Origin of the sequence: Tsuneonella rigui (genome assembly GCF_003958625.1) — a bacterium.
In the GTDB taxonomy this organism is placed as follows: Bacteria; Pseudomonadota; Alphaproteobacteria; order Sphingomonadales; family Sphingomonadaceae; genus Tsuneonella; species Tsuneonella rigui.
On record NZ_RSEL01000015.1, the window covers coordinates 97,544 to 121,530 of the forward strand.

At 68.2% G+C, this 23,987-nt stretch carries 20 protein-coding genes; 10 read left to right on the forward strand and 10 right to left on the reverse strand.

What is annotated here, in order from left to right; translation table 11 throughout:
* Nucleotides 1-4: 4 nt before the first annotated feature.
* Nucleotides 5-625, reverse strand: coding sequence for a ribonuclease D (locus ELY12_RS07360; protein ID WP_126176056.1), 621 nt, complete (start codon nucleotides 623-625; stop codon nucleotides 5-7).
* An 80-nt stretch (nucleotides 626-705) separates the two neighbouring features.
* On the opposite strand from ELY12_RS07360, the gene ung reads away from it, so the two are divergent.
* Together ung and ELY12_RS07370 are read left to right on the forward strand one after the other, a co-directional pair.
* Complete coding sequence (gene ung / locus ELY12_RS07365; RefSeq protein ID WP_126176057.1) at nucleotides 706-1,392, forward strand: uracil-DNA glycosylase; 687 nt, start codon at nucleotides 706-708, stop codon at nucleotides 1,390-1,392.
* 238 nt (nucleotides 1,393-1,630) lie between these two features.
* The gene (locus tag ELY12_RS07370; RefSeq protein WP_126176058.1) at nucleotides 1,631-2,458 is read left to right on the forward strand and encodes an acid phosphatase; all 828 of its coding nucleotides are present in this window, start codon (nucleotides 1,631-1,633) and stop codon (nucleotides 2,456-2,458) included.
* 4 nt (nucleotides 2,459-2,462) lie between these two features.
* Here ELY12_RS07370 and ELY12_RS07375 read toward each other — a convergent pair whose 3' ends face one another.
* The 6 genes from ELY12_RS07375 to ELY12_RS07400 form a co-directional block, all read right to left on the reverse strand.
* Nucleotides 2,463-3,242 carry an SDR family NAD(P)-dependent oxidoreductase gene (locus tag ELY12_RS07375; RefSeq protein WP_126176059.1) on the reverse strand — a complete coding sequence of 260 codons (780 nt, stop codon included), beginning with the start codon at nucleotides 3,240-3,242 and terminating at the stop codon, nucleotides 2,463-2,465.
* A gap of 90 nt (nucleotides 3,243-3,332) precedes the next feature.
* Nucleotides 3,333-4,229 (reverse strand): alpha/beta hydrolase family protein, encoded by an 897-nt coding sequence (locus ELY12_RS07380; RefSeq protein WP_241229774.1) that lies wholly within the window; start codon nucleotides 4,227-4,229, stop codon nucleotides 3,333-3,335.
* Between the two features lie 110 nt (nucleotides 4,230-4,339).
* Nucleotides 4,340-5,776: a glutamate synthase subunit beta gene (locus ELY12_RS07385; protein ID WP_126176061.1), complete on the reverse strand. Its 1,437-nt coding sequence runs from the start codon at nucleotides 5,774-5,776 to the stop codon at nucleotides 4,340-4,342.
* Between the two features lie 134 nt (nucleotides 5,777-5,910).
* Nucleotides 5,911-10,548 carry a glutamate synthase large subunit gene (gene gltB, locus ELY12_RS07390; protein WP_126176062.1) on the reverse strand — a complete coding sequence of 1,546 codons (4,638 nt, stop codon included), beginning with the start codon at nucleotides 10,546-10,548 and terminating at the stop codon, nucleotides 5,911-5,913.
* A gap of 192 nt (nucleotides 10,549-10,740) precedes the next feature.
* Nucleotides 10,741-12,270 carry a hypothetical protein gene (locus ELY12_RS07395; RefSeq protein ID WP_126176063.1) on the reverse strand — a complete coding sequence of 510 codons (1,530 nt, stop codon included), beginning with the start codon at nucleotides 12,268-12,270 and terminating at the stop codon, nucleotides 10,741-10,743.
* A gap of 43 nt (nucleotides 12,271-12,313) precedes the next feature.
* A complete protein-coding gene (locus tag ELY12_RS07400) occupies nucleotides 12,314-13,546 on the reverse strand; it encodes a TIGR04063 family PEP-CTERM/XrtA system glycosyltransferase (RefSeq protein ID WP_126176064.1) in 1,233 nt (410 codons plus the stop codon).
* A gap of 42 nt (nucleotides 13,547-13,588) precedes the next feature.
* Between ELY12_RS07400 and ELY12_RS14415 the strand changes: the two genes are divergently transcribed.
* The 7 genes from ELY12_RS14415 to ELY12_RS07430 are packed head-to-tail and all read left to right on the forward strand — an operon-like array spanning nucleotide 13,589 to nucleotide 18,871.
* Nucleotides 13,589-13,726, forward strand: a complete 138-nt coding sequence (locus ELY12_RS14415; protein WP_206435796.1) for a hypothetical protein — start codon at nucleotides 13,589-13,591, stop codon at nucleotides 13,724-13,726.
* A complete protein-coding gene (locus ELY12_RS07405) occupies nucleotides 13,723-15,102 on the forward strand; it encodes a DUF5935 domain-containing protein (protein WP_126176065.1) in 1,380 nt (459 codons plus the stop codon). The genes ELY12_RS14415 and ELY12_RS07405 overlap by 4 nt, the downstream gene beginning before the upstream one ends.
* A gap of 59 nt (nucleotides 15,103-15,161) precedes the next feature.
* The gene (locus ELY12_RS07410; protein WP_126176066.1) at nucleotides 15,162-15,611 is read left to right on the forward strand and encodes a MaoC family dehydratase; all 450 of its coding nucleotides are present in this window, start codon (nucleotides 15,162-15,164) and stop codon (nucleotides 15,609-15,611) included.
* 51 nt (nucleotides 15,612-15,662) lie between these two features.
* Nucleotides 15,663-16,841, forward strand: coding sequence for an acetyl-CoA C-acyltransferase (locus ELY12_RS07415; RefSeq protein ID WP_126176067.1), 1,179 nt, complete (start codon nucleotides 15,663-15,665; stop codon nucleotides 16,839-16,841).
* Nucleotide 16,842: 1 nt separating this feature from the next.
* On the forward strand, nucleotides 16,843-17,412 hold the full coding sequence (locus ELY12_RS07420; protein ID WP_126176068.1) for a carboxymuconolactone decarboxylase family protein: 570 nt from the start codon (nucleotides 16,843-16,845) through the stop codon (nucleotides 17,410-17,412).
* The gene (locus ELY12_RS07425) at nucleotides 17,409-18,206 is read left to right on the forward strand and encodes an SDR family NAD(P)-dependent oxidoreductase (protein ID WP_206435793.1); all 798 of its coding nucleotides are present in this window, start codon (nucleotides 17,409-17,411) and stop codon (nucleotides 18,204-18,206) included. Before ELY12_RS07420 ends, ELY12_RS07425 begins: the two co-directional genes overlap by 4 nt.
* 50 nt (nucleotides 18,207-18,256) lie before the next feature.
* Nucleotides 18,257-18,871, forward strand: coding sequence for a DUF4126 domain-containing protein (locus tag ELY12_RS07430; protein ID WP_126176069.1), 615 nt, complete (start codon nucleotides 18,257-18,259; stop codon nucleotides 18,869-18,871).
* Here ELY12_RS07430 and ELY12_RS07435 read toward each other — a convergent pair.
* The 3 genes from ELY12_RS07435 to ELY12_RS07445 all read right to left on the reverse strand — a co-directional run bounded on the left by ELY12_RS07435 (nucleotide 18,855) and on the right by ELY12_RS07445 (nucleotide 21,960).
* Complete coding sequence (locus ELY12_RS07435; RefSeq protein WP_126176070.1) at nucleotides 18,855-20,057, reverse strand: zinc-dependent alcohol dehydrogenase; 1,203 nt, start codon at nucleotides 20,055-20,057, stop codon at nucleotides 18,855-18,857. The genes ELY12_RS07430 and ELY12_RS07435 overlap by 17 nt on opposite strands.
* Nucleotides 20,054-20,650 (reverse strand): SRPBCC family protein, encoded by a 597-nt coding sequence (locus ELY12_RS07440; RefSeq protein ID WP_126176071.1) that lies wholly within the window; start codon nucleotides 20,648-20,650, stop codon nucleotides 20,054-20,056. Before ELY12_RS07440 ends, ELY12_RS07435 begins: the two co-directional genes overlap by 4 nt.
* A 65-nt stretch (nucleotides 20,651-20,715) precedes the next feature.
* Complete coding sequence (locus tag ELY12_RS07445) at nucleotides 20,716-21,960, reverse strand: polyhydroxyalkanoate depolymerase (RefSeq protein ID WP_126176072.1); 1,245 nt, start codon at nucleotides 21,958-21,960, stop codon at nucleotides 20,716-20,718.
* 151 nt (nucleotides 21,961-22,111) lie between these two features.
* Between ELY12_RS07445 and ELY12_RS07450 the strand changes: the two genes are divergently transcribed.
* Nucleotides 22,112-23,974, forward strand: a complete 1,863-nt coding sequence (locus ELY12_RS07450; RefSeq protein ID WP_164549442.1) for an ABC transporter transmembrane domain-containing protein — start codon at nucleotides 22,112-22,114, stop codon at nucleotides 23,972-23,974.
* Nucleotides 23,975-23,987 lie beyond the last annotated feature (13 nt).

The following is a 23,987-nucleotide window of genomic DNA, read 5'->3' on the forward strand; positions in this document are numbered from 1 at the left end:
GACCTCAATCGTGGCTGAATATATCGCGGTCGGCCCAACCTGCGAGGTCGAGCCGGGCGCGGGTGGGCAAGAAATCGAAGCACGCCTGCGCGATCTCGCCGCGCCCTTCGCGCTCCAGCCGCGCGGTCAGGACTTCGCGCAGGCGGTGGAGGAAGCGCACGTCGGACGCCGCGTATTCGCGCTGCGCCTCGTTGAGATCGGGGCCGCCCCAATCGCTGAGTTGCTGCGCCTTCGAGATGTCGGCCGCGAGCAGTTCCGACACCAGGTTCTTAAGCCCGTGCCGGTCCGTATAGGTGCGCGTCAGCTTGCTGGCGATCTTGGTGCAGAACACCGGCGCGGCCATTACGCCCAGGTAGAAGTACAGCGCCGCAAGATCGAAGCGGGCGTAGTGATAGAGCTTCAGCCGGTTCGGGTCGCCGATCAGCGCCTTCAGATTGGGCGCATCGTATTTGCTGCCGGGGTTGAAGCGGACGAGATGCTCGTCGCCGTGGCCATCGGATAGCTGCACGACGCACAGCCGGTCGCGGTGGGTGATGAGGCCCATCGTCTCGGTGTCGATGGCGATCGGGCCGTCGGCGAACTGGAGGCCGGCGGGCAGGTCTTCTTCGTGGAAATGAACGGTCATTGGTTCCGCGCCTTAGGCGTATCGGGGATAGAGGGAAAGGGGCGCTGGCCGGAGCCGCAGAGGCGGCGTAGCGCGGCGGCATGGACAGCGCGGCGATCCCAGAGAGCTGGCGAGAGGCATTGGAGCCAGCGCTTCGGGAAATGCAGGCCGCCGATGCGTGGGTCGCCCGTGAAGAGGCCGCCGGAAGGGTCGTCTATCCGCCGCGCGACTGCCGGTTTCGCGCGCTCGAGCTGACCCCGCTCGAAAGCGTGCGCGTGGTGATCCTCGGGCAGGACCCCTACCACGGTGCGGGCCAGGCGATGGGGCTGTGCTTCGCGGTGCCGGACGGCGAGCGCGTGCCGCCGAGCCTCGTCAACATCTACAGGGAGCTGGCGAGCGACCTCGGCCTCGCGCCCCCCGCGCACGGCGACCTGTCGGGCTGGGCGCGGCAGGGCGTGCTGCTGCTCAACAAAAGCCTGACGGTCGAGCACGGCAAGGCGGGTAGTCATGCGGGGCGCGGATGGGAAGCGGTGACCGACGCCTGCGTGGCGGCGGTGGCGGAGCGGCCGGAGCCGTCGGTATTCATCCTGTGGGGCAGCCATGCGCAGACCAAGGCCGCGCGCATCCCCGCCCTGCAGGGCCAAAGCCGCCACCTGATCATCCGCAGCCCGCACCCCAGTCCGCTCTCGGCCTACCGGGGGTTCTTCGGCTCGCGGCCGTTCAGCCGGGCAAATGCGTTTCTGGAGGCTCATGGGCGGGGCCGGATCGAGTGGAACCTGTCACGCTGAACGGGTCGCGAAACTCTGTGACCTTTGGCTAAACCCGCTTTAGTTTCAGGATGTTCCGAGTCGATCTGAAGCGCGTGGTGTGATTTTCGCGAATCGCGAAGCCACACCCGAGTGTGGCGAAGGTGACGCGCAGTTCCATGCCGCCGATCAAGCACGAACGGCCGTCTGTAGGAAAATCCTTTCGGCGCACCCGGGTGAGCGGTAGCAGGCACGCATCGTCCTTGGGGAGCACCTTCGCATGAACCGCACCGTCGTCGCCTCGCTTGCCCTGCTGATCGCCGGCTGCACCGCCGCCGTGGCCGCACCCGACAGCGTCAGCACGCCCGCCGTCGCGCCGATGCCACAGGGACAGCGCGTACTGTTCGACATGGGACCGCCCTACTTCGCCGGGCCGCTGCCCTCCGGTGAGACGCTCGTGGGCGCGCCGCCGGCCGCCGGCACCGACGCGATGAGCCGCGACGAGCGCCTGAGCGCTGCCGGCCTTGCGCTCTATGGGACCGAGCGGTTCAAGCTCGCGGCACGCGACGCGGACCTCGGCCCCGGCGGCGTGCCGGGTGCCTTCTCCTGCACCGCCGGGGTGACGATTTCGGACGCGACCACGCCCGCGATCATGCACCTGCTGCGCCGCGCCAACGCAGACTTCGGCACCTCGACCAGCGGGGTGAAGAAGCTCTATAACCGTGCGCGCCCGTTCACGGTCAACAACAAGCCGACCTGCACCCCCGACGATGAGGAAGCGCTGCGCCACAACGGTTCCTATCCCTCGGGCCACAGCGCGATCGGCTACGGCGCCGGGCTGCTGCTGGCGGCGGTGTTCCCCGACAAGGCCGCTGCCCTGACGCGGCGCGGGATCGAATTCGGCGAGAGCCGCCGAGTGTGCAACGTCCACTGGGAAAGCGACATCGAAGCCGGCCGCGACTTCGCCGCCGCCACCTTTGCTCGTCTGCAATCGGACCCGACCTTCCGCGAGGATCTCGCCAAGGCGCAGGCCGAAGCGCGGGCGTTGACCCCGGCCGCCGTGCCCGCGAGCTGTGCGGCGGAGGCGGCTGCACTAGCGGCGCGCTGACGCCTCAGAAAATCGTGTAGCCGCCGTCGATCACCACCGAATCGCCGGTGTGGAAGCGGCTGGCGTCGGAGGCGAAGTAGACCGCGATGCCGGCGAAATCCTCGCCTTCGCCCCACCGGCGCATTGGCACGCGGCCGATCGCTTTCTCGGTGAACTTGTCCCAGCCTTGCAGCCGCTCGGTCATCTCGGTCGCAATCCAGCCGGGCAGCACGGCGTTGGCGCGGATGCCGTAGCGGGCAAGCTCGACCGCGGTGGCGCGGACCATCGCCAGCACCCCGGCCTTGGTTGCGGCGTAAGCCTGGTTGCGCGGCGCGCCGTGGATCGCGGAAGTCGAGCTGGTGACCAGCAGCGACCCGCCCGGATCGCCGGCCTCGGCACGCTCGACCATGTGTTTGGTCGCCTCGCGAAAGGTCCAGAACACCGCGTCGAGGTTGACCGCGGTGACCTTTCGCCAGCCTTCCGTGGTCTGTTCGGTCAGCGGCGCGCCGCCGCCCACCCCGGCGTTGGCGATGCAGGTATCGATCCGGCCGAGCCGGCGCAGCGTTTCGGCGGTCGCATCGACCACCGCCTGCTCGTCCGCGACATCGACCTCGAGCGCCTCCACCGCGCCGCCATGCTTGAGCAGCGCCTCGCGCGCGGAAGCGTTCTTCGCGGTGTTGCGGCCCCAGATCGCGACCGAGGCGCCGGCGGCGGCGAGCCCCTCCGCCATGCCGAGCCCGATGCCCGAGTTCCCGCCGGTGACGAGCGCGACCTTTCCGGTGAGGTCGAAGGGCTGGAATGGCATCGATCGGTTCTCCTTTGGCCGCTGTGAAAGGCCGCCAAGGAGGCAATTGCAAGCGCCGGCTTAGTGGCTGTCGCGCTGGAGGCCCTAAGCCTACGGCTGCGGGGCTACCTTCGCAGGGGCTTCGGCATGACGCTCGAACCAATCGACCACCCACTTGTCGCGATCCTCGGTGCGAGAGCTTAGGACGTGACCCTCACCTTCGACGACATGCAGTTCGAATTGTTTGCCTAGATCGGAGAGCCGCTGCGCCAAATCCAACGCATGCGACGGGGCAACGCTTCGATCGCGGGCTCCGTGCAATAGGAGAACCGGAATGTTGATCTTCTCGGCCCAGTGGATGGCCGAGCGGCGATCGACGATCTTTGCCCTGTCGGTCGCGAGTTCCGGCCAGATTGACGCGCCGGCTTCCGCCCAACGCGGCTCCTGAAGCATTGTCTCGAGATCGGTGAAGCCTCCGACAACCGCGGCGGCGCGCGCCGGAAAGCCGTCGCGCAGCGCCTGGTAGACCATCATTCCGCCCCGGGATTCCCCATAGAGGTACAGCTGGTCGGGATCCGCGTAAGTCAGGCTGCGGACGACGGGCAGCAGGTTGAACAAGTCGTCGAGGTCGGCGCCGCCCATTTCATCGCGCCCTTGGGCACCCCCGCTGCCGCGATACATCGGCGCGAAGACCAGATAACCGCGCTGGCCCAGGCGATGGGCCATGGTGACCAGTTCGGCGGAGAAGGACGGCCAGGTATAGCTGCCGCGGTTGAAGATGATCACCGGCATGCGCTTGGTCGGCGCAACCGGGCGATAGACGTAGGCGTAAACTTCCAGCCCGTCGCTCGGGTAGGTGACGCGCTCCATGACGAATGCCGGATCAGCGACCGCCGCTCGGTACGCTTCGGCCGTGGCATAATCGTCGATGTTGCGAACGGTCTCGTAGCCCGGAAAGGTCACCGCGACCGGAGGTGCGGCCGCTGCAGCCTGACTGCCGAGCAGCATCGTCAAGGCCCATAGCCATCGCGCTTTGAAAGCCGAAAGTCGCACCGACACCTCTGCTTGCTGTATTAATGTAATACTACAGTGAAGCAGACGAGAACGCAACTCGATCCTCAGCGCGGGAGCTCGGTGAACCCCATCAGCGCTTCGTCGACCGCGCGGGCCGCCTGGCGGCCTTCGCGGATCGCCCACACGATCAGGCTCTGTCCCCGGCGCATGTCGCCGCAGGCGAACACGTTGGGCTCGCTCGTCGCATAGCTGACCGTGTCGGCGGCGACGTTGCCCCGCGGGTCGTAGGCGACGCCCGTCTGATCGAGCAGCCCAGCCTTGCGCGGGCCGGTGAAGCCCATCGCCAGCAGGATCAGATCGGCGGGGATGGTGAACTCGCTGCCGGCGATCTCTTCCATCCGGCCGTCACGCCATTCGACGCGCACGCATTCGAGACCAGTGACTTCGCCGCCTTCACCAACCACGCGCTTGGTCAGCACCGCCCAGTCGCGGTCTGCGCCTTCCTCGTGACTCGACGAGGTGCGCAGTTTGAGCGGCCAGTGCGGCCAGGTCAGCGCCTTGTCTTCCTTTTCAGGCGGGCGCGGCATGATCTCGAGCTGGACGACGCTCGCCGCGCCCTGGCGGTTGGAGGTGCCGACGCAGTCGGATCCGGTGTCACCGCCGCCGATCACGACCACCCGCTTGCCGGTGGCGACGAGGCTGCCGCGCGGGGCGGCGCGCACTTCGTCGTCGCCGGCGTTGCGCTTGTTCTGCTGGGTCAGGAACTCCATCGCCAGCCGCACGCCGGGCAGCTCCGCGCCGGGAATGGCGAGCTGGCGGGGCTCTTCCGCGCCGCCCGCGAGCACCACCGCGTCGAAGTTCTCCTTGAGCGAGGCGAACGAGACGTCGACCCCGACCTCGGTCGAGGTGCGGAAGGTGACCCCTTCGGCTTCCATCTGCACCGCGCGGCGATTGACGAGGTGCTTTTCCATCTTGAAGTCGGGGATGCCGTAGCGGAGCAGCCCGCCGACGCGGTCGTTCTTCTCGAACACCGTCACCGAATGCCCGGCGCGCGCAAGTTGCTGCGCGCAGGCCATGCCTGCCGGCCCGCTGCCGACGATGGCGACGCGCTTGCCGGTGCGGCGCTCGGGCGGTTCGGGCACGATCCACCCTTCGCGCCAGCCGCGGTCGGCGATCGCGCACTCGATCGACTTGATGGTCACCGGCTGGTCGATGATGTTGAGCGTGCACGCCGCCTCGCACGGCGCGGGGCACACGCGGCCGGTGAATTCGGGGAAGTTGTTGGTCGAATGGAGGCTCGCCAGCGCGTCCTTCCAGTCGCTCTCGTAGACCAGGTGGTTCCAGTCGGGGATCAGGTTGTTGACCGGGCAGCCCGAGTGGCAGAACGGAATTCCGCAATCCATGCACCGCGCCGCTTGCAGCTTGATCGCCGGCTCGGGGTGCGGGACGATGAACTCCTTGTAGTGCCGCACGCGCTCCTTCGGGTCCGCGTAGCCGCGGTCCTGGCGCTCGTGCTCGAGGAAGCCGGTGACCTTGCCCATTCAATCGAATCCAAAAAAAAGAGTCGTCATCCCCGCGAAGGCGGGGACCCAGGTCCTGCCGCCGGAGATGGATTCCCGCGTTCCGCCTTCGGCAGTGCTTCGCAACCGCGGGAATGACGAGGTTAAAGGCGCCGTCACTCCGCGGCCTCCAGTTCAGCCTCGGCGCGCTCGGCTTCGAGCTGGCGCAGCGCGGCGGCGTAGTCGGTCGGCATGACCTTGACGAAGCGGCTGAGCGCAGTCTCCCAGTCGCCGAGGATCGCGGCGGCCTTGGCGCTGCCGGTGTGGAGCTGGTGCCGCTCGATGAGGATGCGCAGGCGCTCGGCATCGTGGCGCAGCATGTCGCCGAGGCCGGCGTCGTCGACGCCGCGGGCGCGCTGCAAGGGCCGGCCGGTGCCGTCCTCCTCGTCGCGCTCCGCCGAGACCGGCAGCAGCTCGACCTGCGCGGTGTTGCACAGCTTCGCGAAGGCGCCGTCCGCGTCGTAGACGTAGGCGACGCCGCCGCTCATGCCGGCCGCGAAGTTGCGCCCGGTCTTGCCGAGGACGACCACCACGCCGCCGGTCATGTACTCGCAGCCGTGATCGCCGCAGCCTTCAGCGACCGCCACCGCGCCCGAGTTCCGCACCGCGAAGCGCTCGCCGGCGACGCCGTTGAAGTAGGCCTCGCCCGCGATCGCGCCGTAGAGCACGGTGTTGCCGACGATGATGTTCGCGCCAGGATCGCGCGCCACGCCATCGGGCTGGCGGACGACGATGCGCCCGCCCGATAGGCCCTTGCCGACGTAGTCGTTAGCGTCCCCGGTCAGCCGCAGGGTGACGCCGTGGGCGAGCCAGGCGCCGAAGCTCTGCCCGGCGACGCCGGTGAACTCGATGCGGATCGCGTCGGCGGGAAGACCTGCGTGCCCGTGCGCCCTGGCGATCGCGCCCGACAGCATCGCGCCGGTCGCGCGGTTGGAATTGCGGATCGGCACCTCGAGTCGCACCGGCTCACCGCGCTCGATGGCGGGGGCGCAGGAGGTGATCAGGTGCCGGTCGAGCACATCGCCGAGGCGGTGGTCCTGCTCGATCGAGTGGTAGACGGTGCAGTCGGGCCGCGGGGGCACCTGGTGCAGCAGGCGCGACAGGTCGACGCCTTGCGCCTTCCAGTGCCGCTCCGCGCGGGTCATGTCGATCCGGTCGACCCGGCCGACCATCTCCTGCACGGTGCGGAAGCCGAGCCCGGCCATGATCTCGCGCAGTTCCTCGGCGACGAAGAAGAAGTAGTTGATCACATGCTCGGGCGTGCCGGTGAAGCGCTTCCTCAGCACCGGGTCCTGCGTGGCCACGCCGACCGGGCAGGTGTTGAGGTGGCACTTCCTCATCATGATGCAGCCCGCCGCGATCAGCGGGGCGGTGGCGAAGCCGAATTCGTCCGCGCCGAGCAGCGCCCCGATCGCCACGTCGCGCCCGGTGCGCAGGCCGCCGTCGACCTGCACCGCGATGCGGCTGCGCAAATCGTTCAGCAGCAGCGTCTGCTGGGTCTCGGCGAGGCCGATCTCCCACGGAGAGCCGGCGTGCGTCAGGGAAGTCAGCGGCGAGGCACCGGTCCCGCCCTCGTAGCCCGAGATTGTGACGTGGTCCGCCTTGCACTTGGCGACGCCCGCAGCGACCGTGCCGACGCCGACCTCGCTCACCAGCTTGACCGAGATGCGCGCCGCCTCGTTGACGTTCTTGAGATCGTGGATGAGCTGGGCGAGGTCTTCGATCGAGTAGATGTCGTGGTGCGGCGGGGGCGAGATCAGGCCCACGCCGGGGGTCGAGTGGCGGACCTTGCCGATCACCTTGTCGACCTTGTGCCCGGGCAGCTGGCCGCCCTCGCCGGGCTTGGCGCCCTGGGCCATCTTGATCTGGATGTCGTCCGAATTGACGAGGTATTCGGTGGTCACCCCGAAGCGGCCGCTGGCAACCTGCTTGATCTTCGAGCGCATGGTGTCGCCGTTGGCGAGCGGAAGGAACCGGTCGGGCTCCTCGCCGCCCTCGCCGGTGTTCGAGCGGCCGCCGATGCGGTTCATCGCCACCGCCAGCGTGGTGTGCGCTTCTCTCGAAATCGAGCCGAAGCTCATCGCCCCGGTGGCGAAGCGCTTGACGATCTCGCTCGCCGGCTCGACCTCTTCGAGTGGGACGGGCGTGCCGGGGGTGAATTCCATCAGCCCGCGAATGGTCAGCAGGCGTTCGGACTGCTGATTGATCGCGCGCGCGAATTCGCGGTAGCGGTCCTGGCTGTTGCCGCGCACGGCGTGCTGCAGGTCGGCGACCGTGCTCGGGGTCCACGCGTGATCCTCGCCGCGCAGGCGGAACTGGTAGATGCCGCCGACATCGAGCATGTGCTCGTGGATCGGGCTCTTGCCGTAGGCGAGCGCGTGGCGGCGGCAGGCCTCCTCCGCCACCTCGATCAGGCCGACGCCTTCGATGGTGGTGGCGGTGCCGGTGAAGTACTTGTCGACGAACGCGCTGGAGAGCCCGACCGCGTCGAAGATCTGCGCGCCGCAGTACGACTGGTAGGTCGAGATGCCCATCTTGGACATGACCTTGAGGATGCCCTTGCCGATCGCCTTGACGTAGTTCTTGGCGACTTGCGCCGGTTCGAGGTGCGTAAGGCGGGTGGCGCGGATGTCCTCCAGCGTCTCGAGCGCGACGTAGGGATTGATCGCTTCCGCGCCGTAGCCCGACAGGACGCAGAAGTGGTGCACCTCGCGCGCCTCGCCGGTCTCGACCACCAGGCCGGTCTGCATGCGCAGGCCCTGGCGGACGAGGTGATGGTGGACCGCCGCGGTCGCCAGCAGCGCTGGAATGGCGATGCGCGTTTCGCTCTGCGCGCGGTCGGACAGCACGAGGATGTTGTGATCCTGCAGCACCGCCTCGGTCGCCGCCCAGCACATTTCCTTGAGCGCGAGCTCCAGGCCTTCGGGCCCGCTTTCGACGTCCCAGCAGATATCGATCGTCTCGCAGCGGAACGCGCCGTCGAGCGCGGCCTCGACAGAGCGGATCTTCGCGAGATCCTGGTTGGTGAGGATCGGCTGGCTGACCTCGAGCCGCTTGTGCGTGCCGGCGTCGCGGCCGAGCAGGTTGGGGCGCGGGCCGACCATGCTGGTGAGGCTCATCACCAGCTCCTCGCGGATCGGGTCGATCGGCGGATTGGTGACCTGCGCGAAGTTCTGCTTGAAGTAATCGAACAGCAGCCGCGGCCGGCTGGAGAGCACCGCGATCGGGGTGTCGGTGCCCATCGATCCGATCGGATCGTCGCCCGCCTGCGCCATCGGCTCCAAAAACTTGGAGATGTCCTCTTGCGTGTAGCCGAACGCCTGCTGCCGCTCGAGGAGGTCGGTCGTCGGTTCGGGCACCGCCGACAGTTCGGGCTCGATGTGGTCGAGGTCCTCGAGCTTGTACTGCGCGGCGTCGAGCCATTGCGCATAGGGCTGCGCGGCGGCAAGCTCGGCTTTCAGTTCGGCGTCCTCGATGATCCGGCCCTGCTCGAGGTCGACCAGCAGCATCTTGCCCGGCTGCAGGCGCCACTTCCTGACGATGTCTTCCTCGGCAAACGGCAGCACGCCGCTTTCGCTCGCGAGGCAGATGAGATCGTCCTTGGTCACGCAGTAGCGCGACGGCCGCAGGCCGTTGCGGTCGAGCGTCGCGCCGATCTGGCGGCCGTCGGTGAAGCACACCGCCGCCGGGCCGTCCCACGGCTCCATCAGCGCGGCATGATATTCGTAGAACGCGCGGCGGCCGGCATCCATCTGCGGGTCCTTGGCCCACGCTTCCGGAATCAGCATCATCATCGCGTGCGCGAGCGGGTATCCGCCGAGCAGCAGCAGCTCGAGCGCGTTGTCGAGGCTGGCGGTGTCGCTCTGCCCGTGCGGGATGATCGGCCACAGCTTGTCGAGATCGGCGCCGAGCAGCGGCGATTCCATCGTCCGCCGGCGCGCGTTCATCCAGTTCACGTTGCCGCGCACCGTGTTGATCTCGCCGTTGTGCGCGACGAAGCGGAACGGGTGTGCGAGGCGCCAGCTCGGGAAGGTGTTGGTGCTGAAGCGTTGGTGGACCAGGCCCAATGCCGACACGCAATCGGGATCGCGCAAGTCGTCGTAGAAGCTGCCAACCTGGGTCGCCAGCAGCAGCCCCTTGTAGACGATCGTGCGGCTGGAAAAGCTCGGGATGTAGAGGTCGGTCAGCCCGGGGATGCCGAGCTTTTCCTCCTGCTTCTTGAGCGGGTTCTGCGCCTGCTTGCGAATGACGATCAGCTTGCGCTCGAACGCGTCCTGGTCGGCGCAGTTGGCGCCGCGCGCGATGACGCATTGGCGCATCACCGGCATGCGGTCGATCACCGCCTGGCCAAGGCCGTCGAGCGTTGTCGGCACGTCGCGCCAGCCGACCAGCACCTGGCCTTCCTTGGCGATGAAGCGCTCGATCTGCTCGGTGACGTGCGCGCGCGCAGCGTTGCCTTGCGGCATCATGCACTGGGCAATGGCGTATTCGCCCGGTGCAGGCAGTTCGTAGCCCTGCCCGTCCGCCCACTTGCGGAACAGCGGGTCGGGAATCTGGATCAGGATGCCCGCGCCGTCGCCCAGCAGCGGATCGGCGCCGACAGCCCCCCGGTGGTCGAGGTTGGCGAGAATCTCCAGCGCGCGGGTGACGATGTCGTGGCTTTTCTCGCCCTTGATGTGCGCGAGCAGGCCCACGCCGCACGAATCGTGCTCGTTGCGCGCGTCGTACAAACCCTGGCGTGGCGGAAAACCCATCCGAATCAAGCACCCGACCATCATGTTGCCGGACACACCCCGCCGGGCGCTTCGGCAACGAAGCGCGATTCACCCTGCTGCCGGACGCAGCAAAACTATCGCGAGCGGTCGGTTTGGCGAAACGGAGCCGCGCCGACAACCGTCCGGCGCGTTGAGCGGGCTAAAGCACGGCTTTTCTGCCGCACTGCACAATCAGGCGGCGCCGCTCATTCGTTGCAGCTTTTCCAGCGCATCGCGCAGCGCGCGCTCGGTCTCGCCGGGATCGGCGCGGGTCGCGGAGAAGTGCGGCGCGCTGGCGTGGGCGGCGGCCTGCTCGGCGCGCGCGAGCGGCGCGTCGAATGGGCGCGGACCGGCGGACAGCGAGGCGGCGAGTACGTCGCGCGCGGGTCCGTCACCGGCAGGCGCGGCGCGGCGGACGGCCTGTCCCGGGAACACGACGACCGGTTCCTCGCCCTCGTCTTCGGGCTCGTCGTCGATCCGGATCGATTCGCGCGGGGCGCCGAACGGACTCTTCATCGCGAGCAGCGAGGTGTAGCCGGCCTCGGCTTCCTCTTCGAACTCGTCTTCCGGCTCGGCGGGTTCATCGGCCGCCGCGAGCACCGATGCAGGCTCGGCGAACGGCGCCCGGCTCTGCGACAGCGCCGCGGTGAGATCGAGGTCGGGCAGGCTCTCGGCCTCATCTTCTTCGTCCTCGAACCCAAATGGACGGAGCGCTGCCGGAACGGTGTGGACCGGCGGTACGTCGGTTTCGGCTGGAGCGGCAAAGGCCGCGAAAGGAACGGCGAACGCGTCTTCCTCGGCGTCGGCGGCACCTTCGGGCGCGGCAAAGGCGGGTTCGGCCATCGCGGGCGCGGGCATCTCGCGGTGCTGCTGCAGGGCCAGCGCAAAGCGCTCGACGAGCTCGACCATGCCGAGCTGCCCCAGCGCGCGCTCGGCGAGCGGAACCACCGGTTCGGCCGCATCGGTTTCAATCGCGGCAACCTCGGCTTCCGGTTCGACGCGGCGCGTGCAGGGTGCGGGCTCGAACTCCACTGGAGAGCTGTCGATGGCCTCTACGGACTCGGCAGGCGATGGCGGCGCGCTCAGCGACGATGAACCGAAGTCGGCTTGCTCCACGCTTACATCCTCTTCGTCAGCGACAGGTTCACCCGCGTCGAAGGCAATCAGGTCGAGCGGTTCGTCTGCCTCGCTCGGCATCCGGCCGGGGAGCGGCGCGAACGACAGGAAGTCGCTCGGCGCGCTTTCGTCGGTCACGGCCAGCGCGCGGCGGCGGCCGAGACCGCCCTCGCGGCGCAGCGGCGCTTCGTCTTCCTCGGCATCGAGTCCGCCTTCGCCCAGCTCCTCGTGCGCCGAGATCGGGCGCTTGACGGTCTCGGCGTCGAAATCGGCTTCCTGGCGCATCGCGGCGGCGCGGCGCGTGGTGGCACGCGGGGCGTTGGCGGCGGTAACCCTGCGCGCGACGAACAGACCGGCGAGTGCGCCGATCGCGGCTCCGGCAGCGGCGATGACGATCCGTGCGGTTGCGCCCAGCGGCGGCTGCGCTGCGTCATAGGCGTCGGCGAGGCCGCTCGAAACCGTGAAGCGTTCGAACATCTCCAGTGGCAGGACCATGCTGCCGATGCCGAACAGCGCGGCAAACCACAGCGAAACGATGATCGGAAAGGCCGGATGCGCGCTGACGGGCATCTGGCTGTTCGCCTTGCGCCGGCTCTTGTCGCTCACACTATCACCCCGTTTACCGCGAGAGCGTGGAGCCCGGAACCGCTCAGGCGGCGACGGACAGCTCTCCATTCACTGTCCGGCCTAACAGGTGGTGGTAAACGTCCTGATAACGACGAATATTGCGCGCCCAGTCGTGTTTAGCGCGCACGTGCTCCCGTGCGCGTTCGCGCATCGCGGGCCAATCGGCGCGTGCGTCAACCAGGTCGGCTAACGCCTCGGCGCAGGCGCGCGGGTCGTCTGGCGCGAACAGTGCGCCGGTCGCGCCGTCGGAGATCAGCTCGCGGTGGCCGCCGACATCGCTCGCGGCGACGATCCGGCCCTGCGCCATCGCTTCCAGCGGCTTCAGAGGGGTGACCAGCTCGGTCAGCCGGCTTGCTTTCCGCGGATAGGCGAGCACGTCGATCAGCGAATAGTAGCGCTCGACCTCGCCGTGCGGGACGCGGCCGGTGAAGTGGATGCCGGAGAGCCCCTGCGCCTGGCGGCGGAGCTCCGCATCCAGCGGGCCGCCGCCGACCAGCAGCAGCGACGCGTCCGGATAGCGCTGGCGCAGATGGGGCATGGCGGCGATCAGGTCGTCCAGCCCTTCGTAGTCGTAGAAGCTGCCGATGAAGCCGATCACCGGGCCCCCAGAGTCCTTGGCGCCGAGGCCGAGTTTGGCGGCCAGCGCATCGTCGCGCGCCGGCGGTTCGCCGAACAGCGCGAGGTCGACCCCGTTGGGCGAGAGGCCGATCTTGCCGCCCGCGTGACCGCGCGCGATCAAGTCGTCGCGCAGGCCGTGGCTGATGGTGAACACCGCGTCGGCCTCCGCCACGGCGCGGTCTTCGAGCGCGCGGGTCAGGCGATACTTGACCGAGCCGGTGCGCCCGCTGCCGTTTTCGACCGCGGCGTCCTCCCAGAAGGCGCGGATCTCGTAGACCACCGGAATGCCCAGCGCACGCCCGGCACGGAGCGCGGCGTGGCCGCACAGCGCGGGCGAGTGAGCATGGAGCACGTCGGGGCGCCAATCAGCGGCGAGCTTCTCGATCTGTTCTGCAAGACGGCCGATCTCGCGCCACTCGCGCAGGCCCGCGGGACCGCTCGCGGTGCCGGGGGTGCGGTGAAACAGCAGCCCGTCGGCGACCTCCGCCACCGGGCCATCGGCGGAGTGACGCTGGCCGGTGATTCCGCGCACATCGAGTCCGCTCGCTGCCTGCGCGGTCATGATCGCGCGGGTGCGGAAGGTGTAACCGCTGTGCAGCGGCAGCGAGTGGTCGAGGACATGCAGCACGCGGGTCATGCGGAAGTTGTCGCACGATAGGCTTAACGGCGCGTCAACCGCGTGCGTGTAGGCGCAGCGTTGCCGATGATCGACCTGTTCGCCCTTGCCCTCACGCACGGCCTGCTGCTGCTGATGGCGGTGCGGCTGATGAGCCGCGACGACCTCGATCGCGACCCGCCAGCCGACGATACTCCATGATCGACCTCGGCCTGTTCCTGTTCATCGCTGCGTTCCTAGCGCTCGGCCTCAGGCGGCCGTTCCTGTGGGTGCTGACCTATATCTATATCGATACGCTCGCGCCGCAGGACATCGGCTGGCGCTTCGTCGCCGCGCTGCCGGTCTCGCTGATTGCCTTCTGCGCGGCGTTCGGCGGCTGGCTGCTGGCCGACCCTAAGCACGGCGCGCGCTTCGCCTTTCGCCAGTGGCTGCTCCTGATCCTGCTCTGCTGGTGCGCGGTCACCACCGCAAACGCCGACTTCCCGATCCAGGCGGCCATGAAATGGTCGTGGGTTTGGAAGGCGCTGGTGTTCGCGATCTTCGTGCCGCTTACACTGACCACGCGGCTGCGGTTCGAGGCGGTGATCCTGACCATGGTCCTGACCGCCGGGGCGATCGTGATCGACGGGGGGATCAAGACCGCCACCGGCGGCGGCGGCTACGGGGTGCTCTACCTGTTCGTGCAGAACAACACGGGCATGTACGAAAGCTCGACCATCGCGACGGTGGCGATCGCGCTGATCCCGATGATCCTGTGGCTGGCGAAGCACGGCACGGTGTTCCCGCCCGATTGGCGGGTGAAGGCGTTCGCCTACGCGCTGATCTTCTCCTGTGTGCTGATCCCGATCGGGACCGAAGCGCGCACCGGCCTCTTGTGCCTCGGCGTACTGGGTCTGTTGATGCTGCGCGATGTGAAGCGCCGGTTCCTCTACGTCGGCGGCGCGGCACTGCTGGGGTTGATGGCGTTGCCGTTCCTGCCGCAGAGCTATTACGCGCGGATGTCGACGCTCGAGAGCCACGAGGAGGATACCTCCGCCTCCACCCGCGTGGCGGTGTGGCAGTGGACGATCGATTACGCCAACAGCCACCCGATGGGCGGCGGGTTCGACGCTTACCGCGGCAACAAGTTCACCTACAAACTGCCAGTCCGCACGCAAAGCGGCGGCAACACCAGCGCGGTCGAGTTCGAGGACCATACCGACAAGGCGCGAGCCTATCACTCGGCGGTGTTCGAGATGCTGGGCGAGCAGGGCTGGCCGGGCCTCGGCCTGTGGCTGTGGATCCACCTCCTCGGCCTATGGCAGATGGAGCGCATCCGTCGCCGCTGGAAGAACCGCACCGGGGAGCGCGAGCAATGGCAGGCGCCGCTCGCAGGCGCGCTGCAGTTCGCGCAGATCGTCTACCTGGTCGGCTCGCTGTTCCAGGGCATCGCCTACCAGCCGTTCATCCTGACGCTCCTGGGCGTGCAATGCGCGCTGTGGAGCTGGTGCAAGCTGGCCGATTCGCCGCGCCGCAAGCGGCCGCGTCAGGCGCCGCCTGCGGTTGCCGTAACGGCAGAGGCTGCGCCGTTGCGCTAAGGCAATTCTTGCGCCTATGGAAACCGCATACCGTGGTTTCTAATCGCAAGGAGAGGCGCATGACCCCGCAGGAAGTCAAAGCTCAGGTCGGCCAGAACGTCGGCACCAGCGAATGGGTCGTGATGAGCCAGGAGCGGATCAACCAGTTCGCCGAGGCGACGGGCGATCACCAGTTCATCCACCTCGACGAGGAAAAGGCCAAGCTGACCCCGTTCGGCGGCACCATCGCGCACGGCTTCCTGACGCTGTCGATGATCCCGTACCTCTCCGCCAATTCGGACCTGCCCAAGGTCGATGGCGTCAAGATGGGCGTCAACTACGGCGGCAACAAAACCCGCTTCATCTCGCCCGTCCGCAGCGGCAAGCGCATCCGCGGCCACTGGAAGCTGATCGAGCTCGAAGAAAAGCGCCCCGGCCAGTGGCAGCAGACTCACGAGATCACCATCGAGATCGAGGGCGAGGACAAGCCCGCCCTGATCACCGAATGGATCATGCAGTTCTTCGTCTGATCGCTCCTCCCCGGGGATCGGACCAACTTCGCTTAGCTACAGGAATTGACCATGCGTGACGCCGTCATCGTCTCCACCGCCCGCACCCCGCTCGCCAAGGCGGGCCGCGGGGCGTTCAACAACACCCATGCGGTCGAGCTGGGCGCGTTCTCGGTCAAGGCCGCCGCCGAGCGCGCGGGCCTCCAGGGCAGCGAGATCGACGACGTGATCATGGGCGCGGCGAGCCAGCAGGGCATGCAGGGGATGAACGTCGGCCGCCAGATCGCGCTGATGGCCGGCTTCCCCGACAGCGTGCCGGGCATGTCGATGGACCGCCAGTGCTCGAGCGGCCTGATGAGCATCGCCACCGCCGCCAAGCAGATCATCGTCGACCGGATGGACATCTGCGTCGCCGGCGGCCTCGAATCGATCAGCGGCATGGCCGCGGGCGGCGGCCGGCTGGTGCAGAGCGAGGCGTTGCTGGCGCTCCACCCCGACATCTACATGCCGATGATCGGCACCGCCGAAGTGGTCGCCAAGCGCTACAACATCAGCCGCGAGGCGCAGGACGAGTACAGCCTCGAATCGCAGAAGCGCACCGCCGCCGCGCAGGCCGCCGGCAAGCTCGACGACGAGATCATCCCCGTCACCGCGACGATGAAGGTCACCGACAAGGCGACCGGCGAGACTAGCGAACGCGAAGTCACCATCTCGATGGATGACTGCAACCGCCCGGACACCACGCTGGAAGGGCTCGCCAGCCTGAAGCCGGTGATGGGCGAAGGCCACACGATCACCGCCGGCAACGCCAGCCAGCTCGCCGACGGCTCTGCCGCCTCGGTGCTGATGGAGGCCGAAGTCGCGAAGGCCCGCGGGCTGACCCCGATGGGCCGCTACGTCGGCATGGCAGTCGCCGGCACCAAGCCGGACGAGATGGGCATCGGCCCGGTGTTCGCGATCCCCAAGCTGCTCGACCGGTTCGGCCTCAAGATCGACGACATCGGCCTGTGGGAGCTCAACGAGGCCTTCGCGGTGCAGGTGATCTACTGCCGCGACCAGCTCGGCATCCCGAACGACCGGCTGAACGTCAACGGCGGCTCGGTCTCGATCGGCCACCCCTTCGGCATGACCGGCGCGCGCTGCGTCGGCCACGCGCTGATCGAGGGCAAGCGGCAGGGCGTGAAGTACGTCGTGATCACGATGTGCGTCGGCGGCGGCCAGGGCGCGGCCGGGCTCTTCGAAGTCCTGTGATATGAGGCTGCGCACCCCGCGCGTCGCCCCGCTCGACCCGGCCGCGCTCTCGCAAGAGCAGGCCGAGGCGCTGGCGCCGGTGACGCGCGAGGGCGCGCGGCCGCTCAATATCTTCCTGACCTTCGCCCGCGCACCGGAAGCGCTCACGCGGTTCCTGGCGTGGGGGAACTACATCCTCAGCCGCAAGAACACGCTCGACCCGCGGCGGCGCGAGATCGCGATCCTGCGCACCGGGTGGAATTGCCGCTCGGGTTACGAGTTCGCGCAGCACGAGCGGATCGGCCTCGCCTCGGGCATGAGCGAGGCGGAGGTCGCCGGCACGATGGAAGGCCCGCACGCCAAGTGCTGGGACGACCTCGACCGCGCGATCGTCACCGCCTGCGACGAGCTGGTGCGCGATCACTTCGTCTCAGATGCGACCTGGGCGGCGCTCGCGCCGCTCGGCGACAAAGGCCGGATGGACCTCGTCTTCACCGTCGGCCAGTACACCCAGGTCTCGATGATGCTGAACAGCTTCGGCGTGCAGCTCGAAGACGACAGCCAACTCAACCCGGAGCTCGATCTCCGGTGACGGGGCGGCTGGCGGGCAAGATGGCGGTGGTCGTCGGCGCGGGCCAGCAACCGGGCGAGACGATCGGCAACGGCAAGGCGATCGCGCTGACTTTCGCGCATGAGGGCGCGGAAGTTCTGTGCGTCGATCGCGACCTCCCGCGCGCTGAAGGGACGGTAGCCGAAATCATGGCGGCGGGCGGCACGGCGTTCGCGCTTGGCGCTGACATTGTCGTCGATTCAGAGGCGATCGTCGCGGCAGCGCTGGAGCGCTGGGGCCGGATCGACATCTGCGTCGACAACGTCGGCATCGGCCACCGTGGGGATGGGCCGGCACACGCCCACGACGATGAGGCTTTCGAGACGGTGTTCGCGGTCAACTTCACCGGCGCGCGGCGGCTGGTGAAGGCGGTGCTCGCGCCGATGCGGGAAGCGGGCGCTGGGTCGATCGTACTGATCAGTTCGCTCGCCTCAACCGCGGGCGCGAATATGGTCGCGTACGAAATCTCGAAAGCCGCGCTCAACCGGCTGGCGATCGCGACTGCATTGGGCTCGGCCAAGCGCGGGGTGCGCTGTAACGCCATCCTCCCTGGGTTGATCGATACTCCGATGGGCGTCGGTGGGACCGCAGAGCGCGACGGACGCGACCTCGCCGCCCAGCGCGAGGCGAGGAGCGCGATGGTGCCGCTGAAGGGCGGCATGGGCACCGCCTGGGATGTCGCCAACGCGGCGCTGTTCCTCGCCAGCGACGAGGCGAAGTTCGTCACCGGCGTGCTGCTGCCGGTCGATGGCGGCCAAGGGGCCCGCATCGGCTGATTGCGCGTTACCTCCGGCGGGCGCATGCTGAGCCCGCAAGAGGAGCGCTTATGGGCATCGTCGAAGTTCTCGGGCTCGCCGGCAGTGTCAGCCTGCTCGCCGGCTGGCGGCTCTATCTCGCGATCCTCGCTACCGGCATCGCCATGCGGGTGGGCGCGCTGCCTTTGCCCGATCACCTCCATTCGCTCGACGTGGTCGCAAATCCGTGGGTGATGGGCGTCGCCGCAATCGCCGCGTTGGCCGAGTTCTTCGCCGACAAGGTCGCCTGGCTCGATAGCGCGTGGGACGCGGTGCACACGGTGGTGCGCCCGATCGGCGGCGCGCTGCTGGCGCTGGCGATCGTCGATCCGGGCGATCCGGCGACCCAGGCGATCGCCTTCATCCTCGGTGGCGGCGCGGCGCTCGCGGCGCACGGCGGCAAGGCGGGCGCGCGGGCGGTGGTCAACGCCAGCCCGGAGCCGTTCAGCAACATGGTCGTCTCGACCGCGGAGGATGTCGCCAGCGCCGGCCTGCTGTGGCTCGCCTACGCGCACCCCTACGTCGCCGGCGGCATCGCGCTGGTGCTGCTGGCGCTGACCGTCTGGCTGCTCCTGCTCGCCCGGCGGGTGCTGCGACGGCTGTTCGGCCGCCGCAGCGCGGCGCCGGAGGTCACGCCGCCAAGCTAGCCGATCCTGCCATCCCCGGCTTGAGGACGATCTTGGTGTAAGTGTCCTGCTCGTCGTGGAACTTCTGGTAGCCGGTCGGCCCTTCCTCCAGCGCCATCCGGTGGCTGATGAGGAAGGTCGAATCGATCTTGCCCTCGGCGATCGCGGTGTAGAGCGGGCGCGTGTATTTCTGGACGTGGGTCTGCCCGGTCTTGAGCGTCAGGCCCTTCTCCATCAGCGCGCCGAGCGGGAACTTGTCGACGAACCCGCCGTAGACGCCGGGCATCGATACCCGCCCTCCGCGCCGCGCGGCCATGATCACCTGGCGGATGACATGCGCGCGGTCGGTGCCGAGGAAGGTCGAGACCTTGATCTGGTCGATGATATTGTCGGCGAACGCGCCGTGGGCTTCGAGGCCGACGCAGTCGATGCAGGCGTCGGGGCCGATCCCGCCGGTCATGTCCTGCAGCGCCTCGTAGACCTTGGTTCGCTCGAAGTTGATCGTCTCGGCGCCGAACTGCCTGGCGAGCTCGAGCCGGTGCGGGAAGTGGTCGATCGCGATTACCCGCTGGGCGCCCATCAGGAACGCCGACTGCACCGCGAACAGCCCGACCGGGCCGCAGCCCCACACCGCAACCGTGTCGCCAGGTTCGATGTCGGCATTCTCCGCCGCCATCCAGCCGGTGGGGAGGATGTCGGTCAGGAACAAGACCTTGTCGTCCTCGACGCTGTCGTCAGGGATCACCAGCGGGCCGACATCGGAAAACGGCACGCGGACGTATTCCGCTTGGCCGCCCGAATATCCGCCGGTCATGTGGCTGTAGCCGAACACCCCGCTCATCGGCTGGCCCAGCCCTTCGCGGCCGATGTCGTGCTTGTCGGCGGGGTTGCTGTTCTCGCAGGCGGAGAACTGCGCCTTCTCGCAGTGGTAGCACTTGCCGCAGGAAATGGTGAACGGCACCACCACACGCTGGCCCTTCTTGAGCGTGCTGGCGGCGCCCACTTCCTCGACCACGCCCATGAATTCGTGGCCGAGAATGTCGCCCGGCTTCATCGCGGGCACGTAGCCGTCGTAGAGGTGGAGGTCGGAGCCACAGATGGCGGTCGAGGTGATGCGGATGATCGCATCGCGCGGGTTGAGGATTTCGGGATCGTCGACCGTGTCGCAGCGGACGTCGTGCTTCCCGTGCCAGGCGAGTGCCTTCATGCCCCTGTCTCCTCGAGTTCGCGGGTGATCGTCTGGTCTTCGTTGCGCTCCTCGCGCTGGCGGCGGTTCCGTGCGCTGGTGGCGATCTCGCCTGCTTCCATCAGCTGCTTGAAGCGGTGGAGGTCGCGCCGGGTCTGGATGCGCGGCTCGCGCTGGAACAGCTTGGCGACGATCCGGCCGATCGCGCCTGCCGGCGGGTCGTAGGCGATTGTCGCGCGCACCACCGTGCCGCGCAGCTCTGCATCCTCGAAGCGGATGCGGCCCGAATTGGCGACGTCGGCGCCATCTTCGGACTGCCACGACAGCTCGCGGTCGGGGATGTCGTTGGTGATCGCGGCGACCCAGCTCACTTCCTTGTCGCCCGGCGCCTTGACCGTCCAGCGGAAGCGGTCGGCGCCCTCGGGCACGATCGAGACCACGTTCTCCATCACCGCGGCAAGCTTGGTCTGGTCGCGCCAGAACTGGTAGAGTTCGCTCGCCGGGCGGTTGATGGTCACCGCCTCCTCGATCAGCGTGCGGTCGGGATCGGCGACCTTGGAGTAAGCGACGGGAGCGTCGTCAGGCGCGTCTGAGTGGTCGGACAAAGGGGGCATCCTCGGCTGAGTGGTACAGCCGGCCAATCCCCCGCCGCGGCGTTAAGTTCCTGTATTAACGTGCATCAAGCGGCGACGCGCAGCGCCTTTGCGCCGTGCCGAGCGATGAACGCTTCGACCACCGGCGCGATCTTGTCGCGCCAGCGGCTGCCGTTGAAGATGCCGTAATGACCCGCGCCCTCGGCCAGCAGGTATTGCTTCTTCGCCCTGGCGAGCCCGGTCGCGAGATCGAGCGCCGCCTTGGTCTGGCCGATGCCGGAAATGTCGTCGCGCTCGCCCTCGACCGCCAGCAGTGCAGTGTCGCGGATCGCGCCGAGGTCCACCACCTCGCCGTGGTGCACGAAGGTGCCGTTCGGCAGCGAGTGCTTCTGGAACACCTCTTCCACCGTCTGGAGGTAGAACTCGGCAGTCATGTCGCAGACGCTGCGGTACTCGTCGTAGAAGTCCTTGGTCGCCTGCGCGCTTTCCTCGTCGCCGGCGGTGAGATGCTTGAACATCTCGTAGTGGCTCATGAGGTGGTTGCCGAGGTTCATGCTCATGAACCCGGCGAGCTGCAGGAAGCCCGGATAGACCTGCCGGCCCGAGCCGCGATACTGCAGCGGCACGGTGGCGATCACGTTCTGCCGGAACCACGCGATCGGGCGGTTCATCGCGAGGTCGTTGACCGTGGTCGGGGATTCCCGCGTGTCGATCGGCCCGCCCATCATCGTCAGCGTCGCCGGGCGCGCCGGGTGGCGTTGGTTGTTCATCGCCGCCGTCGCGGCGAGCGCGGGGACCGAGGGCTGGCACACCGCTATCACGTGCGTGTCAGGACCGATGAAAGCGAGGAAATCGATGAGATAGTCGATGTAGTCGTCGAGATCGAACTTGCCCGCGCTCGCCGGTACGTCGCGCGCGTCGGCCCAGTCGGTGATGTAGACCTCGCTGCTCTCCACCATCCGCGCGACCGTGCCGCGCAGCAGGGTGGCGTAATGCCCGCTCATCGGCGCGACGATCAGCACCTTGGGCGCATCGTCCGGCAGGCCATCGCGGGTGAAGCGGCGCAGGTCGCCGAACGGCTTGTTGTAGACGATCGCCTCGGTGACCGCGCGCGAGCGGCCGTCGAGCGTGACCGCCTCGATGTCGAAGGCCGGCTTGCCGTAGGTCTGTGTCGCATGCGCGAACACCTCGAGCGCGCTTGCCGCCATCGGACCCATGCCCATGTAGGCGGCGGGGTAGCGCGGGTTGGTCATCAGCTCGGCGCCGATCGAGGCCCAGGCGCTCGCGCCGCTGAGCCAGGCGCGCTGCAATTCGTATGCGTGGTAAAGCAACCGTATTCCCCTGCTGACGCCTCTTTCGAGCGTTCGGTATGGGCATCCTGCCGACAATCCGATTCTTGTGCAACGCACAAACTGCGCGGTCGGGTCCCTTCGCAGTGCAGCACTGTGGATTTAGCTCACGGGCGGGCTTATGTGCGCGGCAATGGACGAGAGCGAGCGCGGCGACCTCGAAGGGGTCGAGACGGAACCTGCAGGCGAGCGGCGCGGGCTGTTCAGGCGCAAGCTGCGCGACCCCGGCGAGCCCAAGCCCGCCCGGAGCGTGCGCCCGCTGCTGATGATCTGGCGGCAGGCCCTGCAGTACCCCGGCCGCGTGGCGCTGGCGCTGGTCGCGCTGACGATCACCGCCGGAGCGACGCTGGCGATCCCGTCGGGCTTCAAGCTGATCATCGACCGCGGTTTCTCCGCCGGCGGCAACCCGGACGATATCGCGCGCTGGTTCCGCTACCTGTTCCTGATCGTCGGTGTGCTCGCGCTCGGCACGGCGATGCGGTTTTATTTCGTGAGCTGGCTGGGCGAGCGGGTCGTCGCCGACATTCGCGAGAAAGTGCAGGACAACCTCCTGCGCCTCGCGCCGGGGTTCTACGAGCAGAACAGCCCCAAGGAAATCTCCAGCCGAATGACCAGCGACACCACGCTGATCGAGCAGGTCGTCGGCACCACAGTCTCGGTCGCCCTGCGCAACACGCTGATGGGCGTGGGCGGCGTCGCCTACCTGTTCTACCTCGTCCCCCAGCTGACGATGTGGATGGTGCTGGTGATCCCCGCGGTGGTGATCCCGATCACCGTGTTCGGCCGCCGCCTGCGCAACGTCTCGCGCACCAGCCAGGACCGGGTGGCCGATATCGGCGCGATGGTGTCCGAAGTGCTGGGCGCGATGAAGATCGTGCAAGCGTTTGGCCAGGAAGAGCGGGAGCAGAAGCGTTTTCGCGACGCGGTCGAGCGCAGCTTTGCCACCGCGAAGCGGCGAATCATGATCCGCGCGGCGATGACCGCGCTGATCATCTCGGTGGTGTTCGGCGCGATCGTGCTGCTGATGTGGCGCGGCGCTGTCGGCGTCGCGAGCGGCGCCATCTCGGGTGGGACGATCGCCGCGGTGGTGATCACCGCTGGCCTCGTCGCCGGTTCGCTCGGGGCGCTGACCGAGGTATACGGCGATCTCCTGCGCGGCGCGGGCGCGGCAAGCCGCCTCGCCGAACTGCTCGAAGAGAAGCCCACCATCGCGCCGCCCGCACGCCCCGAGGCGCTGCCCGAGCCGCCGCGCGGATCACTCTCCTTTCGCAACGTCAGCTTCCGCTATCCCACCCGGCTGGAAAGCCCGGCGCTGCGCGATTTCACGCTCGAGGTGCAGCCGGGCGAGACGGTGGCGATTGTGGGCCCTTCGGGCGCGGGGAAGAGCACGATCTTCCAGCTGGTCGAGCGGTTCTACGATCCGCAGGCGGGCACCATCCGGCTCGACGGGGTGCCGCTGACCAGTGCGGACCCGGCCGAGATCAGGAAGCGCATCGCGTTTGTCCCGCAGGAGGGCGTGCTGTTCAGCGCCAACGCGCGCGACAACTTGCGCTACGGCAACTGGGACGCGAGCGACGAGGACATCTGGGAGGCTGCCCGCGCCGCCAACGCCGAGGCGTTCCTGCGCGCGCTGCCGCAGGGCCTCGACACCTTCCTCGGCGAGAACGGCACCCAGCTTTCGGGCGGTCAGCGTCAGCGCATCGCGATCGCCCGCGCGATCCTGCGCAAGGCGCCGATCCTGCTGCTCGACGAGGCGACCAGCGCGCTCGATGCCGAGAGCGAGCGGTTGGTGCAGGACGCGCTCGACCGGTTGATGGCGGATCGCACCACTTTGGTCATCGCCCACCGCCTCGCGACCGTGCGGCAGGCGGACCGGATCGTCGTGATGGACGACGGCCGGATCGTCGAGCAGGGCAGCCATGGGGTGCTGGCCGAGGGCGGCGGACTCTACGCCCGGCTCGCCAAGCTGCAGTTCGGCGGAGCCGAAGCGGCTTAAGTTCCGGCCCAAT

Bases quoted from the DNA above. Each gene is read 5' to 3' on its own strand.
- ELY12_RS07360 (WP_126176056.1), bottom strand. From the start codon at position 625: ATGACCGTTCATTTCCACGAAGAAGACCTGCCCGCCGGCCTCCAGTTC.
- ung (WP_126176057.1), top strand. From the start codon at position 706: ATGGACAGCGCGGCGATCCCAGAGAGCTGGCGAGAGGCATTGGAGCCA.
- ELY12_RS07370 (WP_126176058.1), top strand. From the start codon at position 1,631: ATGAACCGCACCGTCGTCGCCTCGCTTGCCCTGCTGATCGCCGGCTGC.
- ELY12_RS07375 (WP_126176059.1), bottom strand. From the start codon at position 3,242: ATGCCATTCCAGCCCTTCGACCTCACCGGAAAGGTCGCGCTCGTCACC.
- ELY12_RS07380 (WP_241229774.1), bottom strand. From the start codon at position 4,229: ATGCTGCTCGGCAGTCAGGCTGCAGCGGCCGCACCTCCGGTCGCGGTG.
- ELY12_RS07385 (WP_126176061.1), bottom strand. From the start codon at position 5,776: ATGGGCAAGGTCACCGGCTTCCTCGAGCACGAGCGCCAGGACCGCGGC.
- gltB (WP_126176062.1), bottom strand. From the start codon at position 10,548: ATGGGTTTTCCGCCACGCCAGGGTTTGTACGACGCGCGCAACGAGCAC.
- ELY12_RS07400 (WP_126176064.1), bottom strand. From the start codon at position 13,546: ATGACCCGCGTGCTGCATGTCCTCGACCACTCGCTGCCGCTGCACAGC.
- ELY12_RS07405 (WP_126176065.1), top strand. From the start codon at position 13,723: ATGATCGACCTCGGCCTGTTCCTGTTCATCGCTGCGTTCCTAGCGCTC.
- ELY12_RS07410 (WP_126176066.1), top strand. From the start codon at position 15,162: ATGACCCCGCAGGAAGTCAAAGCTCAGGTCGGCCAGAACGTCGGCACC.
- ELY12_RS07415 (WP_126176067.1), top strand. From the start codon at position 15,663: ATGCGTGACGCCGTCATCGTCTCCACCGCCCGCACCCCGCTCGCCAAG.
- ELY12_RS07420 (WP_126176068.1), top strand. From the start codon at position 16,843: ATGAGGCTGCGCACCCCGCGCGTCGCCCCGCTCGACCCGGCCGCGCTC.
- ELY12_RS07430 (WP_126176069.1), top strand. From the start codon at position 18,257: ATGGGCATCGTCGAAGTTCTCGGGCTCGCCGGCAGTGTCAGCCTGCTC.
- ELY12_RS07435 (WP_126176070.1), bottom strand. From the start codon at position 20,057: ATGAAGGCACTCGCCTGGCACGGGAAGCACGACGTCCGCTGCGACACG.
- ELY12_RS07440 (WP_126176071.1), bottom strand. From the start codon at position 20,650: ATGCCCCCTTTGTCCGACCACTCAGACGCGCCTGACGACGCTCCCGTC.
- ELY12_RS07450 (WP_164549442.1), top strand. From the start codon at position 22,112: ATGGACGAGAGCGAGCGCGGCGACCTCGAAGGGGTCGAGACGGAACCT.